Origin of the sequence: Vibrio sp. dhg (assembly GCF_003443775.1) — a bacterium.
GTDB classification, from domain to species: Bacteria; Pseudomonadota; Gammaproteobacteria; order Enterobacterales; family Vibrionaceae; genus Vibrio; species Vibrio natriegens.
The window spans coordinates 809,971-826,107 of sequence record NZ_CP028943.1; the positions used below are offsets into that span (position 1 = coordinate 809,971).

Genomic DNA, 16,137 nt, shown 5'->3' on the forward strand with positions numbered 1-16,137 from the left:
AAGAAATAAGTGTTAACCCGAATTTCTAGTTTCCATAACTATCAGTCCGTACAAAATGACTTGCGCCGCCAGGAGAACAAGGTTCATCACAATCAAGAACAACTTGCATCGGGTAAGAAGTTGCTTAAGCCAAGTGATGACCCTTTGGCTGCGCATTACGTTCAGAATATTGGTCAGCAGCAAGAGCAAATACAGCAGTATTTAAGCTCGATAACTTTGGTACGTAACCGACTAGAAAACCACGAAGTGAACATCGCCAACGCAGAGAGTTTCGCTGACGAATCAAAACGTCTCACGATGGAAATGATTAACGGTGCGCTCTCTGTCGAGGACAGGCAAGCCAAAAAGCGTGAACTGGAAGAAATTGCTAATAACTTTCTGAGCTTGGTGAATGCGCAAGATGAGTCGGGGAATTATGTATTTGCCGGTACAAAGTCGAAAAGTCAGCCTTTTTATCGCGACAAAGACGGCAGTGTGCACTACGCCGGTGATGACTATCAGCGCAAGATGAAAGTATCCAACATGCTTGAGATGCCGATGAACGACCCTGGCAGCAAATTGTTTATGGAAATCCCTAACCCATTTGGTGATTATCAGCCGAATTACGAGTTGCAGAACGGTTCAGAGTTGTTGTTAGGCAAAGCAACCAATGCTGACACAGAAGATACGGCTTCTTACCGGGTGACGTTTGTTGATATGAATAACGGTAAGTTTGGCTATCAGCTAGAGCGTAATGGTTCGGTCGTTAAAGCGGATGAATTTTCACCTGAGAAAGGCATTGAGTACAAAGAGTTAAAAATGCAGGTAAAAGGGCAGATTACGCCCGGCGACAGCATTGGTATTGAAAAGCGCGAATCTTTCAATATTTTCGACACCTTTAAGCAAGCCATGTCATGGTCTGAACAATCTGTTTCGGATACATCCTCGACAGCGAAATTACATCAAATGACCGAGGAATTTCAGGCGGCGTTTATTCATCTCAACAAGGCGCGCACCGATGTCGGGGCAAGGTTAAGTACTCTCGATATTCAGGAGCAAAACCACGAAGACTTTAATCTGTCGCTGGCCAAGGCAAAGAGCAATTTTGAAGATTTAGATTACTCGAAAGCCGTGATTGAATTCAGTGAGAATTCACGTGCTTTGCAAGCCTCACAACAAGCTTTTGGTAAAACTAAAGACCTGACGTTATTTAATTATATCTAGGTGCGATACTCAGCTTTATCTGAATGGTTTGGAAAGTTTTTAATGCCTTATGTGCCATGCCTTAAGTGCGAGAAATTTCCAATCAGCGTTAAGGTATTTGAGCGGCATATTGTTACCGAAAGCGGCAATCATACGTGACTCGTGTTCGCTACTGGGTGGATGGAGCTGGCGACTTTGTTGGTGTAACTGATTGTTTCAAATTGGATTGTTGTTTAATTTTTATGTGGCTTATAAGTTGGCATACAAATTGTATTGAGATTGTCAGTATGGATTTCTAAATTCTAAACCCTGCATCCAGGTAGATTTAGCGGGTAATTTTTACGGTCAGTGCTTATCCAAATGAGAGTAAAGCTGGCCGCTTCGCAAAAGCTTGCGAACTCAAAAGGAGAGCAAAATGGCTGTAACAGTTAGTACTAACGTCTCCGCGATGACCGCGCAGCGTTATTTAAACAAAGCGACTGACGAGTTAAATACTTCGATGGAGCGTTTATCTACAGGTCACAAGATTAACAGTGCGAAAGATGATGCGGCTGGTTTACAGATCTCGAACCGTCTTACTGCGCAATCTCGTGGTCTGGATGTGGCTATGCGTAACGCGAACGATGGTATTTCGATTGCGCAGACGGCTGAAGGTGCGATGAATGAAGCCTCATCCGTGATGCAACGTATGCGCGATCTTGCGATTCAATCATCGAACGGAACTAACTCTCCGGCAGAGCGCCAAGCTATTAACCAAGAATCTTCAGCTCTGATTGATGAGTTAAACCGAATTGCAGAAACGACCTCATTCGGTGGCCGTCGTCTACTTAACGGCTCATTTGGTGACGCGGCATTCCAGATAGGTGCTAGCTCGGGTGAAGCTATGATCATGGGCCTCACCAGTATCCGTGCTGACGATACGCGTATGGGTGGCGTAACCTTCTTCTCTGAATCTGGTAAGGGCAAAGATTGGAGTGTCGATCCGACTAAAGCAGATCTCAACATTACCCTGCCGGGTATGGGCAAGGATGAGAACGGAAATGTTGATGATCTAGACATTAGCATCAGCGCTAAAGCGGGTGACGACATTGAAGAGCTTGCGACGTATATCAACGGCCAGTCTGATATGATTAACGCGTCAGTGAGCGAAGATGGCAAGCTACAGATTTTTGTGGCTCATCCAAATGTTCAAGGCGATATTTCTATCTCCGGTGGCCTCGCATCTGAGTTAGGCTTAAACAGCGAACCAGTGAGAACGTCGGTACAAGATATTGATATGACGACGGTTCAGGGCTCTCAAAATGCGATTTCTGTATTGGATTCTGCGCTGAAGTATGTCGACTCGCAACGTGCTGATTTAGGCGCGAAACAGAACCGTTTGAGCCACAGTATCAATAACCTGGCGAACATCCAGGAAAATGTTGACGCTTCAAACAGCCGAATTAAAGATACTGATTTTGCGAAAGAAACCACGCAAATGACTAAAGCACAAATTTTGCAACAGGCAGGTACATCGATTCTTGCTCAAGCGAAACAGTTGCCAAACTCTGCAATGACACTATTGCAGTAGTTTATCGAGCCTGTATTCAACATATCCAGACGTGGATACGAGTATGGGCTTTTGGCAAGCAACTTTATAACAGAATGAGCGGCTCTCTCATCTCTCACCTGCCAATCATTTTCAATGTAAAGTTGCACCCGGTATGCCGGAAATGTGTTCATTTCTCTTGATCTCCACATAGGCTCTGGCAACCAACCTAGCCCCAGTTCTCTCAAAGGAAAAGGGGCTTTTTCTTTTCCCTCTCTTCGAAGTCCAATCAAAATAAGTCCGAATTATTCCCTGCTGGTTAACATCTCTGTCAGTCGCGATACCAATGTAAAGCGTGATAGGTTGCGGAGGAGGCTATGGGGTATGAATATCTGCAGTTTGATCTCAGCGCGAGAAGCTGACCATTTACTGTTCCTGTAGTCTGGAGTTACAGACCTGACGTAAATAGCAGGCAATAAAAAACGCTGCCATTTGGCAGCGTTTATCCGTGTTTGAACTTAAGTAATAATTACTTAGTTACACGTAGAACTGGAGTTTCACCAACAGTTACAGAACCAGAAAGCTTGTTCAGCTCTTTGATTTCGTCCATGTTAGAGATAACAACTGGAGTTAGCGTTGATTTCGCTTTCTCTTCAAGAAGAGCTAGATCGAATTCAATGATAGTGTCGCCAGCTTTAACTGATTGACCTTCTTCAGCGATACGTGTGAAGCCTTCGCCTTTAAGTTCAACTGTATCGATACCGAAGTGAACGAAAAGCTCAACACCGTCGTCAGACTCGATAGAGAATGCGTGGTTAGTTTCGAAGATCTTACCGATAGTACCGTTTACAGGAGCTACCATTTTGTCGCCTGCTGGCTTGATAGCAATACCGTCACCAACGATTTTCTCAGCGAAAACAACATCTGGCACATCTTCAATGTTTACGATTTCACCAGATAGTGGTGCGATGATTTCGATTGCACCAGCGTCAGCGCTGTCATCAGATACAAGCTTCTTAAGTTTGTCAAACAGACCCATTGTGTCATGCTCCTAAGGTTTAGTTTTATTCTGTCGAATTATAGTATACCAATATAGCTCATTAGACGACTTTTTTCGCCGTCTAATGGCCATTAAGTATTGAATTACTTGGTACTACGTATTACTGAACTTTCTCAGCAATGAACTTTTCAACGACTGCTTCAATCTCAGCAGCAGTTGGTAGAGAAAGTGCTTCTTCCGCCATTGCTTTCACTTCTGCGAAGTTAGAGTTACGGATAACTTTCTTCACTTTAGGGATTGAGATACCGCTCATAGAGAACTCATCCAGACCCATACCTAGAAGTAGCAGTGTTGCACGCTCATCACCTGCAAGCTCACCACACATACCAGTCCATTTACCTTCAGCGTGAGATGCATCAATAACTTGCTTGATCACTGTTAGTACCGCTGGTGATAGTGGGTTGTATAGGTGAGAAATCATCTCGTTACCACGGTCAACCGCTAGTGTGTACTGAGTCAGGTCGTTAGTACCGATAGAGAAGAATGACACTTCTTTCGCTAGGTGGTGCGCGATTGCAGCTGCTGCTGGAGTCTCAACCATTACACCGATTTCGATGTTTTCGTCGAAAGCATGACCTTCAGCACGTAGTTCTGCTTTGTACTCTTCGATTGCTTTCTTAAGCTCACGGATTTCTTCAACAGAGATGATCATTGGGAACATGATACGTAGTTTGCCGTGTGCAGATGCACGTAGGATACCACGTAGCTGGTCACGAAGGATTTCACGACGATCCAAGCTGATACGTACTGCACGCCAGCCTAGGAACGGGTTCATCTCTTGAGGTAGATCCATGTATGGTAGATCTTTGTCGCCGCCGATATCCATAGTACGGATGATCACAGCTTGACCGTTCATTGCTTCCGCAACTTCTTTGTACGCTTGGTACTGTTCGTCTTCAGTTGGTAGCGCAGTACGGTCCATAAATAGGAATTCTGTACGGTACAGACCAACGCCTTCACCACCGTTACGGATGATGCCGTCACAGTCTTTAACTGTACCGATGTTGCCGCAAACTTCTACACGGTGACCATCAGTCGTTTCTGCGTGCAGATCTTTCAGTTTAGCTAGCTCTTCTTTTTCAGCTAGGAATGCCGCTTTAACTGCTTTCGCTTCTTCTACTTCAGCTTCTGATGGATTAACAAGAATCTTGTTGTTCATCGCATCAAGAACCAGCATGTCGCCGTTCTTAACTTGTTTAGTGATGTCGTTAGTACCAACGATCGCTGGTAGCTCAAGAGAGCGAGCCATGATTGAAGTGTGCGAAGTACGACCACCGATATCACAAGCAAAACCAAGAACGTAGTCCAGGTTAATTTGCGCTGTTTCAGATGGAGTTAGGTCGTAAGCAACCAGGATAACTTCTTCATTGATGTCGCTTAGCGAAACAATGTTGATGCCTAGTGCGTTCTTAACAAAACGAGAACCGATATCACGGATGTCAGTTGCACGTTCTTTCAGGTATTCGTCGTCTAGAGACTCAAGAGCGCATGCTTGCTCTTCGATAACGGTGTGGATAGCGTTGTCTGCAGTCAGCTTGTCGTTTTTGATTAGTGCTAGGATTTCTTCTTCTAGCTCTTCGTCTTCAAGAAGCATGATGTGACCTTCAAAGATCGCTTCTTTTTCTTCACCAAACGTTTCAAGCGCTTTTTGCTTGATAGTCTCTAGTTGAGCGGAAGATTTTTCACGAGCGTCGAAGAAACGCTGAACTTCAGCTTCTACTTGATCATCAGAAATAGTGTTTGTGTTTAGGACAATTTCATCTTCTTGAAGTAGTAGTGCTTTACCGATTGCAATACCAGGAGATGCTAGGATGCCTGAAATCATAGCCTTACCTTAAGTTTGGTCAACTTTATAAAACGGGAGAATAATGGGTGTGCTAACGAATAGTTTTAGCTTAGTTTTGAGCCTATTTCCAACAAAGCCATTTTGTTTTCACAAAATGGCTTTTGGAGTAGGTGACACCGATTAGTGTAGCTGGTCCATTAGAGCAACTAGGTGATCAACTGCTTGTTGAGCTTGTGGGCCTTCAGCAGAGATAGTTACTTGAGTACCTTTTACTAGGCCTAGTGTTTGTAGTTTGAATAGGCTCTTCGCGCTAGCGCTTTTACCGTTAGAAGTCACAGTGATGTCTGCATCGAATGCTTTTGCTTCTTTTACAAACTGTGCAGCTGGACGAGTGTGAAGACCGTTTTCTGCTGTGATTTCTACTTGCTTCTCGTACATGTGATATACCCCAATAAATGTATTTTTTTGTTAGTAGTGACTAGTTTGAGCTTAACTGCTTTATACCTTGTGCGCTAGCACGGGAGAGTTCAAAGCGTGTTAGTTCTGATACTAGTCAAAAGATTTGCGATTGCGCAACTGTTTGCGTGCGTAATCACTTTGAAACCTTTTTGTGTTCTGTTTCTTTATTTTGAAGCTAGAAATAAAACGCCCTGATATTACCAAAGGTGGGGCAGGGATCAACAAAAAAGCCCCTGAACGGGGCTTTTTTAGACGAAAAATTGATTTGAACACATATTACTGTTCGTTCTCTTTTTCCGTAAAGATGCCAGCAAACAGTGCTGTACTTAGGTAACGTTCACCAGAGCTTGGTAGAATTGTTACGATAGTTTTTCCTTCAAATTCAGGAAGTTCTGCAATGCGGTTCGCTGCTACTACTGCCGCACCAGAAGAGATACCAGCAAGGATACCTTCCTCTTCCATTAGACGGCGAGCCATCTCAATCGCTTCTTCAGAAGTCACTGGCTCAACGCGGTCTAAAAGCTCTAAATCTAGGTTACCTGGGATGAAACCTGCGCCGATACCTTGAATTTTATGTGGTGCTGGTTGGATTTCTTCGCCTGCTAGCGCTTGTGCAATCACTGGTGATTCTGCAGGTTCTACAGCAACAGAAGTGATCGCTTTGCCTTTTTCGCCTTTGATGTAACGGCTTGTACCTGTAATCGTACCGCCAGTACCAACACCGGCTACAAGCACATCGATTTCACCGTCAGTTGCTTCCCAGATTTCTGGGCCAGTCGTCTTCTCGTGAATCTCTGGGTTCGCTGGGTTGTTGAACTGTTGAAGAAGTAGGTACTTGTCTGGGTTGCTAGCAACGATTTCTTCTGCTTTAGCAATCGCACCTTTCATGCCTTTTGCCGCTTCAGTCAGCTCTAGGTTTGCCCCAAGTGCTTTAAGTAGCTTACGACGCTCTAGGCTCATAGATTCAGGCATTGTCAAAGTCAGTTTGTAACCGCGAGCCGCTGCTACGAACGCTAATGCGATACCTGTGTTACCACTGGTTGGTTCCACTAGCTCTACGCCTGGCTTAAGCTTGCCTGACTTCTCTGCATCCCAAATCATGTTCGCACCGATACGGCACTTAACACTGAAGCTTGGGTTACGCGCTTCGATTTTTGCTAGAACGTTGCCTTTGCTCACTTTGTTTAAGCGAACTAGGGGAGTGTTACCAATAGTAAGAGAGTTATCTTCGTAGATCTTGCTCATAGTTATGTTCCTTCATTACACGTTTTGTGAATATAGTTAGAAGAATATTCGGTCTAAAAAAAAGGGGAAAGGATTAAAAAGTTATATCTTATTAGGTTGTCCAGATTTCAGCTAGGGAACCGGGAAAAGCAGAGGCCTTTCCCGTGCTTCAGGGAAAGCATAGCTTATCTTTGGTGCTTGAACTCAGCGACCCACATTGCAGTCGCACCGCATATCGCAACGGGCATGACGATAAGGTTCAAAATTGGGATGGTGGTGAACACAGAAACAAGAACGCCAAACCCATAAGCTTTGCCTTGTTTTTGTTTCAATTTGTAACGCATATCGTTGAATGGAATTTTGTGGTTATCAAACGGGTAATCACAGTACTGGATAGCTAACATCCAGGCTGTAAAGATAAACCAAAGTATTGGACCAACCGTTTGACCGAGCGCGGGTATCAACAGTAGCAAAAATAAACCAATCGCTTTAGGCAGCACATAAAGCAGTTTACGCCACTCTCGAGCTAAGACTCGAGGAACATCTTTGATCACAGCAGTGAAGCCGTCATCATTGATTTTTTGTCCGGTCAGGTATTCTTCTACTTTCTCAGCCAGCAGTCCGTTGAACGGCGCAGCGATAAAGTTTGCTAAAGTACTAAAGAAATACGAGAACGTGGCAAGTATGGTTAGCGCGAGCAGAGGCCAAAGCACATAAGTTAGCCAGGATAGAAACTCTGGCAATTGACCAATCCAGTTCTCAATCCATACATTTAGGTGAGAGAACAGATAAAAAATGGCACCACCGACAAGGAGAACGTTCGCTAATAGTGGTAATACAACAAAGCGTCTGATCTTTGGAGATAGTGCTAGCTTTATTCCATACAGGAAATAACCGAATCCGGTTCTTGGCTGATTGTTTAGCGTCATATCCATTTCGTGTTGAGAGAAAGAAAACTCATTGTACCTGTCGCGACTTTTCTTTCAATGCCTTAACAAAAGGCCTCTCGTAAAGTGGAATCGTGGCAAGAATCACAACAAAAAAGTGAACTTCTTGCATTAAGTTGTTCTAAACCTCCATATAGTTTTGGTAAAGTAAACGTATCATTCAGAATAATTACACTTGGGTTGCTGCTCAAGGAACTGCGAGTAGTACAAACAAGTATATTGAGAGTAAATAATGCAGGAATTGCGATTCGTACTCATTGTTGTTGGCGTTTTAGCCATTGCGGCATTACTGTTTCATGGTTTATGGAGCAGTAAGAAGGAAGGCAAAGCGAAATTTGGTAACAAGCCTCTGGGTAAATTAGAGGTTGACCAAGGGGATGCAGATTCAGTAGAGCAAGAGCGAAGCTTCGCCTCTGCTCCTGAAGACGATTTTGAAATTATTCGTAAAGACCGTAAAGAACCAGACTTCGGTATGGACAATGCGTTTGATTCGAAGTTTGAGGCGGATCCTTTGCTTGGCGGTGTCCCGGAAGACAAGCCATTTAAGCAAGAGCCGGAAGAGATCCCTTCATTTGTTGCGCAGAAGAGTCATGATGACGACGTCGTAGTTCAAGAACCTGTGATGCAAGAGCCAGTTCAGCCAGTAGTTGAGGAAACGGTACCTTCAGCGTTTGAAGAACCGCAGGCTGAAATGCATGTCGCAGAGCAACCTGCAGCAGTTTCTGAGCCGCAAGAAGAGCCTAAACCTGAGCCAGAAATGCAGGTAATTGTTCTCAATGTGCATTGTGCGGGTGAAGAACCATTCGTTGGCACTGAGCTATTTGATAGCATGAAGCAAAATGGCCTAATTTATGGCGAGATGGATATCTTCCATCGACACGTTGATCTGTCGGGTAACGGAAAAGTGTTGTTCAGCGTTGCTAATATGATGCAGCCGGGAACCTTAGAGCATGGAGACCCTGCGGAGTTTACGACTAAAGGCATCTCATTCTTTATGACGCTACCTTGTTTTGGTGAAGCGGAACAGAACTTCAACCTAATGCTTCGGACAGCACAACAGATTGCTGACGACATGGGAGGTAATGTGCTTGATGACCAAAGAAACTTGATGACTCCTGACCGATTAGCGGCTTATCGACGTCAAATAGTTGAGTTTAAGACGGCGAACGCATAATCTTAACACCAATTTATAAAAGGGCTCCGGTTGGAGCCCTTTTTCTTCGATTCCCAACCTCATCGATTGACAACACACGGGGCTTTAATATGTCTGAAACAGTACTTCAACGACTAGAAGAATTAAAAGAGTCGTTGCATTACCACGCCGTTCGTTACTACGTGGAAGATAACCCAGAGATTCCGGATGCTGAATATGATCGACTCATGCGTGAATTGCTGGATATTGAAGCTCAACACCCAGACCTAGTTACAGTAGATTCGCCTAGCCAGCGTGTTGGTGGAAAACCATTATCTGAATTTAGCGAAGTGAAGCATGAAGTTCCGATGTTGTCATTAGACAATGCTTTTGACGACAGCGAGCTGGATAGCTTCCACAAACGAGCACAAGACAGAGTTGGCAATCAAAGTGTTAAACAATACTGTTGTGAGCCAAAACTGGATGGCTTAGCAGTAAGCCTATTGTACGAAAACGGTGTTCTTGTCCAGGCCGCGACGCGTGGTGACGGTACAACCGGTGAAAACATTACTGAAAACGTTCGTACCATCAACGCCATCCCTCTCAAATTAAGAGGCAATGATTGGCCTGAGCGTCTTGAAGTTCGTGGTGAAGTTTTCATGCCTAAGGCGGGTTTTGAAAAACTCAACGAACTGGCTCGTCAAAAGGGAGACAAAGTTTTTGTTAACCCTCGTAATGCCGCAGCTGGTAGCTTACGTCAGTTAGATTCACGTGTTACCGCTTCACGCCCGCTTAGTTTCTATGCCTACAGTGTGGGCGTTGTTCAGGGAGCGGAATTAGCGTCGAGTCATTATGAACGATTTCTGCAAATTAAGTCATGGGGGCTGCCAATGTGCCCTGAGACTAAGCGTGTAGATAGCCTGGCGGATGTCAAAGCGTACTACCAAGATATTTTACAGCGACGTGATGCTTTGCCATATGAGATTGATGGTGTCGTTATAAAAATCGACGATATTGCGATCCAAGAAAGACTGGGCTTCGTTGCTAGAGCTCCTCGCTGGGCTATTGCTTATAAGTTCCCGGCGCAAGAAGAAATCACCACATTGAATGATGTGGAATTTCAGGTAGGGCGTACTGGTGCGATTACGCCAGTCGCTAAACTGGAACCTGTTTTTGTCGGCGGTGTGACGGTAAGTAATGCTACTCTGCATAACGCTGATGAAATTGAACGTCTTCAAGTAAAAATCGGTGATCAAGTTGTGATCCGCCGTGCAGGTGACGTGATTCCCCAAGTTGTCTCAGTGATCCGCGAGCGTCGTCCAGAAAACGCGCGCGAGATTGTGTTTCCATCGCTCTGTCCTGTTTGCGATTCTCATGTCGAACGAATTGAGGGAGAGGCTGTGACCCGTTGTACGGGTGGTTTGGTTTGCCAGGCGCAGCGTAAACAAGCGCTCAAGCATTTCGTGTCTCGTAAAGCGTTAGATGTCGATGGTCTTGGCGATAAAGTGATAGAACAGCTTGTTGATCGAGAAATGGTCGAAACTCCAGCGGATCTGTTTAAGTTGTCTGCAGGCATTTTGACGGTTTTAGAGCGTATGGGGCCAAAATCAGCGCAGAATATTGTGAATGCGTTAGACAAGTCGAAGTTAACCACATTACCTCGCTTTTTATACTCACTAGGCATTCGAGAAGTCGGCGAAGCGACAGCCGCTAACTTAGCGCAGCATTTCAAAACGCTAGAAGCGATTCAGGTTGCGACAGAAGAACAGTTGATTGAAGTTCAGGACATCGGCGTCATTGTTGCTAAGCATATCACCACCTTCTTTGGTGAAGAGCAAAACCAAGCAGTAGTGAAAGACTTACTAGAGCAAGGTATTCACTGGCCAGAAATTAGTGCTCCTGAACAAGGTGTTGAACTGCCGTTAGAAGGCAAAACGGTTGTACTAACTGGTACGCTTTCTCAACTAGGGCGATCCGAAGCAAAAGAGGCACTACAGGCGCTGGGTGCTAAAGTTACCGGCAGTGTTTCGAAGAAAACGGATATTTTATTCGCAGGTGAAAATGCGGGTTCTAAATTAGCAAAAGCGCAAGACTTGGGAATTGAAATTAAAACCGAACAAGACTTACTCGACTTAATGAATTAAGTTTAGCCAAAACCTAAATACCTTTCTAAAAAGCCCCAGTAGCTAAGCTTCTGGGGCTTTTTAATGCCTCTTATTAAGTTCTAATATTTCTATTATTAGAGTGATTTAATCTTTTCAGTGATCAAGATCTCCCCTTTGCGGATTGAAATTGTTTTGTTTCATACTCTGCGAGGCACTTCATGTTGAGTTTTGTGTTTGTATTTATATTATTGATTTATAAAGCTATTTTTCTTTATTGACGTAAGGGTTGTAAAAGTAAGATCTGGATCAATAACTTATATGGAACTTTGTTGTGGCTCATATTTTTTTAGAAAAAAAATAAGTTCCATTTGGATGTTTTTAGTCGCGAAGTTAGTCTTAATAACGTGTTATACACGGTGTGTATGCAGGAACTAAAAAAAGCCCAGTTAGAAATAACGAAGCTTTACCACGAAATTACTTCTCTCCTTCGGCGGCCAACTAAAGGTGAGATAAAAAAACAGCTATATCTATTTTTAGGAGTTTATCCATGGACAAATTTTTTAAGGTATCTGCCCTAACTGCGGCAATGATGGGGGCAGTAGTTGCAGCTCCTGCAATGGCTGAAGATCCAGTCGGCCCAGCCTACGCGGAATCAGTTTCAGAGTTTTTCTCTGAATCTACTATCAGCGGTAACGTTAACTTCTTTATGCGTGCACGTGACCGCGCGGGTATGGATGCAAACGGAAATGATACTTCTAAAGTTACAAACCTAGACCACGGCTCAATTTTTGCCAACCTCGGCTTCCACTCTGGCTACGTGGCTGACACAATCGGTTTCGATACAGTAATTTACTCTACATTCGACATGTGGGCTGGTGAAGATACAGGTGGTTCATTTGAACACGAAATGAACTTCTTTGACTGTGATTCTCCTTACGGTGCTGGTGATTCATGTGATTCATACAAAACTGACAACGGTGTATCTTTCGCGTCAGCGGCACTGAAATTCAAGTTCGGTGAAAACTTTAACGCTAAATTAGGTTATTTCCAACCATCTGTTCCTAGCACGCTAGGTGTGAACTGGTCATTTGCTCCAGGTACATACCGTGGTGGTCAAATTGGCGCGAACTTTGGCAAACTTGCTTTAGGCTTTGTTTACGCAGATGAATACAAGGCTCCATGGTTCAAAGAAACTTACGAGTTCAACGAAGGTACGTTCTGGGGTGGTGCAGGTAAAGACGTAGGCGATGCTTACTCATTCGGTGCTCGTTACGCGTTAGACAACGGCATCTCTTTTGACGCAGGTTACGGTGCCCTGACTGATGGCGACCGTAAGAACTTCCATTTCAAAGTGAAAGGTACAACAGACGGTGGTCTATACTGGTCTCCGCAATTGTATGTAGTTGATGATGACAACCAATACGACAGCACTGCATTCCAGGTAGCGCTTTTAACGTCTAAATCAATGGGTCAATACAGCTTCCGTGCTGACGCAACATACACATCAGCAGACTCTGATGACAAGCGTGGTCAAGTAGGTAACATGGCTTACCGTCTGACTGAGCAATACGGTGGTTCAAACGGTTCATACGACGTTTGGTGGAACAATCGTTCTGACTTTAACCACGATGGTGAGTACGCCTTCTTCCTATCTGCTTCTCGTGACTTTGCTGACATCGGTGGTAACGGGTTTAGCGCGGGTCTAAGCGGCGCATACGGTGCTGGAGCGAAAGCTTCAGGTTACGATGAGTTGGTAGAGTACGCATACAGCTTCTTCGCAAACTACGCTATTCAAGGTGGCGCGCTTAAAGATGCTAACATTAGCTTCTACTACACTAACTTCTACAATGATTCAGATGCGCCAGATTGGGGTCCATACTCAAACGCATTTAACGATGAGACAGACTTTAAACTAATTCTAACTATGCCATTCGGCGTAAAATAATTAGTGAATAAAGGAGAAGCTGGGCAATCGCCCAGCTTTTTTTGTTCTTAGCCATCAGTTTTTCACTGTACCTCTTCATTATGTAATTAGGTGGTTTTATGAAGAAAGTTCTTTTAGTTTCAGTCTTAGTTCTTACTCTACAAGCATGCAGCAGCAATCCTAAAACAGCCGAAGAATACTGGTATGGTCAAGGCGAGCGATTCGGAGCTAACGGATACTCGTATGACAACGGAATTTTAGAGACGCTCAAAGAGTCGGTGGCTTTTGATGAGCAGTCATATAAAAATGGCTATAAAGCGGGTAAAGCGGAGTATTGTGACCCGTTTAAAGCTTTTGAGAAGGGTAGACAAGGCATCCGCTATGATGGACAGTGTAGCGGTCAACCTCAAGAAATCATGATTAAAGCTGAGTGGCAGAGAGGTTGGGAAGCTTTTATAGGCTCTGACTTTTACAAGCTCTAGTTTACCCCTAACAATGAAGAGGTATTTTTGGCGAGTATGATGAAGTTTATCTGGGTGCCTTAGTTGCTCTCAGATAAACTTCGTATAATTAACATTCATCTTTATTTAAATACTCCACCATACATCTTGCACAATTCTCGAGGAAGTTGCTTAACCGTGCCGTCACTAAAAGTGCAGTCTACACCTGCACCAAATACATGACCGGCATTTTGAGCTAACGAAATAGGAGAAGAAAATACCAAGCAAGCAAAAATTAAAGTAATAATTCGTTTCATGGTAAACCTCATACTTATTAATGAGTATAGAGTCGTCTCTATACTATTAATTTATAACCAGATTAATTCTTAAAAGAAGACTAAGCTTGAATATAGCTTCGTTAGGATGTTAAGTACTCGTATTTCACTATAAGCATGCCATTGCATTAAGGGGTTGAACTAGTGCTTGTGTGATGATGTTTCTATCACGGCTATTGGTATATGCTCATGGTGACGAGTGGTACACATCGTTAAGCTAAAACAATATCATATTTCATAGTACATCTTTTACTTACCTAAAATATAAGCACTAAATGACAATGCTTATTCTTTAAGTATGTATGTAGACCAATAAAGATCAAAAAATTATTCATGATTAGTTAATTTTTTAATTTTAAAATAGAGTAAATATAGTAACGAGGCACTTTAATATCTATTTGATTTTATAACATAGACTAATGTTGATTTTTAATTTATAGATAGGATAATAATAGTAAACTTTAACTTAATTTTTATTGGGAATTAAATTAAGGTGATGAAATAAAAGAAGTAGTGAGAAAAATAATAATGGAGCCATGTAAGCTCCATTATTTTGACATAAATTAATCATCAACCGGTTCGATGACTAAAATAATACCCTTTACAGCAACGATTTTTACTCTGGTCCCTGCAGGAAGGGCTTGGTCACTTTGGGCTGACCAAGTGGTATCTGCAACATGGATTCTATTCACTCCAACAGAGAAGTCTTCGTCTATTGTGAGAGTTTGTCCGATCAGTTGCTTGTACTTCTGATTTAGATCTCTGGATAAATCATCTTGTTCGTCGTTTTTCCATTGACGTCGCCACCACAACCAAGTGGTGACAAGACTGAACGTGGCAAAAGACAACCATTGTAGCTGCCAGCTAATCGGCATCAGAGACAATAAAATACCAACCAACAGGGCAGACAGACCAAGCCAGAGAAAATAACCCGCGGTTCCGAGTAATTCTACAGCAAGTAGACCAAACCCCAGTGCGAGCCAATGCCAAAAGGTGATCCCATCAAGTAAGCTTATAAAATCCATAGGCAGGTCTTATTCTTTGTTTTGTTGTTTAAACATTTCAGCAATGCCCGCAACGGATCCCATTAGCCCCGTTGCTTCCAGAGGCAGCATGATGATCTTACCGTTTTCAGCCTGTCCAATGCTCTTAATTGCGTCTGTGTAGCCCTGAGCGATAAAATAATTCACAGCTTGCATGTCACCTTTTGCTATTGCTTCAGAAACCATGTAGGTCGCTTTGGCTTCTGCCTGTGCAGCGCGCTCACGAGCTTCTGCATGAAGAATAGCAGACTGCTTTTCGCCTTCAGCTTTCAGTATTTGTGATTGCTTGTGGCCTTCTGCTTTTAGGATCTCGGCTTGACGAACGCCCTCCGCTTCCAGGATTTCTGCACGTTTGTTCCGCTCGGCTTTCATTTGGGCGTTCATCGCGGCGGTCAGATCAGCTGGTGGCTGTACATCCTTTATCTCAATACGCGTCACTTTTACACCCCAAGGGTTGGTAGCCTGGTCAACAATGAGCAGGAGCTTTGAGTTGATCATATCGCGCTGGCTGAGCATCTCATCGAGTTCCATTGAGCCTAATACAGTACGAATATTAGTGAGAGTGAGGTTTCTAATCGCATGCTCCAGGTCGTTAACTTCATAGGCAGCTTTTGCGGCATCGACGACTTGTACGAAACAGACGGCATCAATAGTGACATTGGCGTTATCTTTACTAATAACCTCTTGTGCCGGGATATCTAATACGCGCTCCATCATACTTATTTTATGACCAACACGATCGATGAAAGGGATGATTAAATTTAACCCGGGTTTGAGTGTGTGGGTATAACGTCCAAATCGCTCAACGGTCCAGTTGCTCCCCTGAGGAACGGTTTTTATCGCGGATGAAAGAATAATAATAGCAAGGACAACAAAAATACCGATAGTAATCAACGAATCAATTGGCATGGAATATTCCCTTAAATGCATAAAGTCTGATTCATTTTTACTCATTTATCACGATTAGACAAT

At 43.6% G+C, this 16,137-nt stretch carries 14 protein-coding genes; 6 read left to right on the forward strand and 8 right to left on the reverse strand.

Annotated features, from left to right (window positions below; genetic code table 11):
* The first annotated feature begins 9 nt into the window (after positions 1-9).
* Positions 10-1,203 (forward strand): flagellar hook-associated protein FlgL, encoded by a 1,194-nt coding sequence (flgL, locus tag DBX26_RS03845; RefSeq protein ID WP_118117902.1) that lies wholly within the window; start codon positions 10-12, stop codon positions 1,201-1,203.
* A 394-nt stretch (positions 1,204-1,597) separates the two neighbouring features.
* Positions 1,598-2,752: a flagellin gene (locus DBX26_RS03850; protein WP_118117904.1), complete on the forward strand. Its 1,155-nt coding sequence runs from the start codon at positions 1,598-1,600 to the stop codon at positions 2,750-2,752.
* Positions 2,753-3,239: 487 nt separating this feature from the next.
* Here DBX26_RS03850 and crr read toward each other — a convergent pair whose 3' ends face one another.
* From crr to cysZ, 5 genes are all read right to left on the reverse strand, one after another.
* On the reverse strand, positions 3,240-3,749 hold the full coding sequence (crr, locus tag DBX26_RS03855) for a PTS glucose transporter subunit IIA (RefSeq protein ID WP_014231102.1): 510 nt from the start codon (positions 3,747-3,749) through the stop codon (positions 3,240-3,242).
* Positions 3,750-3,870: 121 nt separating this feature from the next.
* Complete coding sequence (gene ptsI, locus DBX26_RS03860; RefSeq protein WP_014231103.1) at positions 3,871-5,595, reverse strand: phosphoenolpyruvate-protein phosphotransferase PtsI; 1,725 nt, start codon at positions 5,593-5,595, stop codon at positions 3,871-3,873.
* Between the two features lie 141 nt (positions 5,596-5,736).
* On the reverse strand, positions 5,737-5,994 hold the full coding sequence (locus DBX26_RS03865; RefSeq protein WP_005382043.1) for an HPr family phosphocarrier protein: 258 nt from the start codon (positions 5,992-5,994) through the stop codon (positions 5,737-5,739).
* A 297-nt stretch (positions 5,995-6,291) separates the two neighbouring features.
* On the reverse strand, positions 6,292-7,260 hold the full coding sequence (gene cysK / locus DBX26_RS03875) for a cysteine synthase A (RefSeq protein WP_061778637.1): 969 nt from the start codon (positions 7,258-7,260) through the stop codon (positions 6,292-6,294).
* A gap of 164 nt (positions 7,261-7,424) precedes the next feature.
* Positions 7,425-8,168: a sulfate transporter CysZ gene (gene cysZ / locus DBX26_RS03880; RefSeq protein WP_118119745.1), complete on the reverse strand. Its 744-nt coding sequence runs from the start codon at positions 8,166-8,168 to the stop codon at positions 7,425-7,427.
* 250 nt (positions 8,169-8,418) lie between these two features.
* Here cysZ and zipA point away from each other — a divergent pair, with 250 nt between their 5' ends.
* The 4 genes from zipA to DBX26_RS03900 all read left to right on the forward strand — a co-directional run bounded on the left by zipA (position 8,419) and on the right by DBX26_RS03900 (position 13,829).
* Positions 8,419-9,360: a cell division protein ZipA gene (gene zipA, locus DBX26_RS03885; protein ID WP_014231106.1), complete on the forward strand. Its 942-nt coding sequence runs from the start codon at positions 8,419-8,421 to the stop codon at positions 9,358-9,360.
* Between the two features lie 89 nt (positions 9,361-9,449).
* Positions 9,450-11,462 (forward strand): NAD-dependent DNA ligase LigA, encoded by a 2,013-nt coding sequence (ligA, locus tag DBX26_RS03890; RefSeq protein ID WP_118117906.1) that lies wholly within the window; start codon positions 9,450-9,452, stop codon positions 11,460-11,462.
* A gap of 508 nt (positions 11,463-11,970) precedes the next feature.
* Positions 11,971-13,368 carry a multidrug transporter gene (locus tag DBX26_RS03895; RefSeq protein ID WP_014231108.1) on the forward strand — a complete coding sequence of 466 codons (1,398 nt, stop codon included), beginning with the start codon at positions 11,971-11,973 and terminating at the stop codon, positions 13,366-13,368.
* Between the two features lie 98 nt (positions 13,369-13,466).
* The gene (locus tag DBX26_RS03900) at positions 13,467-13,829 is read left to right on the forward strand and encodes a DUF2799 domain-containing protein (RefSeq protein ID WP_065299245.1); all 363 of its coding nucleotides are present in this window, start codon (positions 13,467-13,469) and stop codon (positions 13,827-13,829) included.
* 101 nt (positions 13,830-13,930) lie between these two features.
* On the opposite strand, the gene DBX26_RS25400 is transcribed toward DBX26_RS03900, so the two are convergent.
* The 3 genes from DBX26_RS25400 to DBX26_RS03910 all read right to left on the reverse strand — a co-directional run bounded on the left by DBX26_RS25400 (position 13,931) and on the right by DBX26_RS03910 (position 16,074).
* Positions 13,931-14,104, reverse strand: coding sequence for a hypothetical protein (locus DBX26_RS25400; protein ID WP_014231110.1), 174 nt, complete (start codon positions 14,102-14,104; stop codon positions 13,931-13,933).
* A gap of 581 nt (positions 14,105-14,685) precedes the next feature.
* Positions 14,686-15,147 (reverse strand): NfeD family protein, encoded by a 462-nt coding sequence (locus tag DBX26_RS03905; RefSeq protein ID WP_065299246.1) that lies wholly within the window; start codon positions 15,145-15,147, stop codon positions 14,686-14,688.
* Between the two features lie 9 nt (positions 15,148-15,156).
* Positions 15,157-16,074 carry an SPFH domain-containing protein gene (locus tag DBX26_RS03910; RefSeq protein WP_014231112.1) on the reverse strand — a complete coding sequence of 306 codons (918 nt, stop codon included), beginning with the start codon at positions 16,072-16,074 and terminating at the stop codon, positions 15,157-15,159.
* Positions 16,075-16,137: the final 63 nt, after the last annotated feature.

Excerpts from the sequence above, each read along its gene's own strand:
- DBX26_RS03850 (WP_118117904.1), top strand. The coding sequence starts at position 1,598 with ATGGCTGTAACAGTTAGTACTAACGTCTCCGCGATGACCGCGCAGCGT.
- DBX26_RS03900 (WP_065299245.1), top strand. The coding sequence starts at position 13,467 with ATGAAGAAAGTTCTTTTAGTTTCAGTCTTAGTTCTTACTCTACAAGCA.
- cysZ (WP_118119745.1), bottom strand. The coding sequence starts at position 8,168 with ATGACGCTAAACAATCAGCCAAGAACCGGATTCGGTTATTTCCTGTAT.
- DBX26_RS03905 (WP_065299246.1), bottom strand. The coding sequence starts at position 15,147 with ATGGATTTTATAAGCTTACTTGATGGGATCACCTTTTGGCATTGGCTC.
- zipA (WP_014231106.1), top strand. The coding sequence starts at position 8,419 with ATGCAGGAATTGCGATTCGTACTCATTGTTGTTGGCGTTTTAGCCATT.
- ligA (WP_118117906.1), top strand. The coding sequence starts at position 9,450 with ATGTCTGAAACAGTACTTCAACGACTAGAAGAATTAAAAGAGTCGTTG.
- cysK (WP_061778637.1), bottom strand. The coding sequence starts at position 7,260 with ATGAGCAAGATCTACGAAGATAACTCTCTTACTATTGGTAACACTCCC.
- ptsI (WP_014231103.1), bottom strand. The coding sequence starts at position 5,595 with ATGATTTCAGGCATCCTAGCATCTCCTGGTATTGCAATCGGTAAAGCA.
- crr (WP_014231102.1), bottom strand. The coding sequence starts at position 3,749 with ATGGGTCTGTTTGACAAACTTAAGAAGCTTGTATCTGATGACAGCGCT.
- DBX26_RS25400 (WP_014231110.1), bottom strand. The coding sequence starts at position 14,104 with ATGAAACGAATTATTACTTTAATTTTTGCTTGCTTGGTATTTTCTTCT.
- DBX26_RS03895 (WP_014231108.1), top strand. The coding sequence starts at position 11,971 with ATGGACAAATTTTTTAAGGTATCTGCCCTAACTGCGGCAATGATGGGG.
- DBX26_RS03865 (WP_005382043.1), bottom strand. The coding sequence starts at position 5,994 with ATGTACGAGAAGCAAGTAGAAATCACAGCAGAAAACGGTCTTCACACT.
- DBX26_RS03910 (WP_014231112.1), bottom strand. The coding sequence starts at position 16,074 with ATGCCAATTGATTCGTTGATTACTATCGGTATTTTTGTTGTCCTTGCT.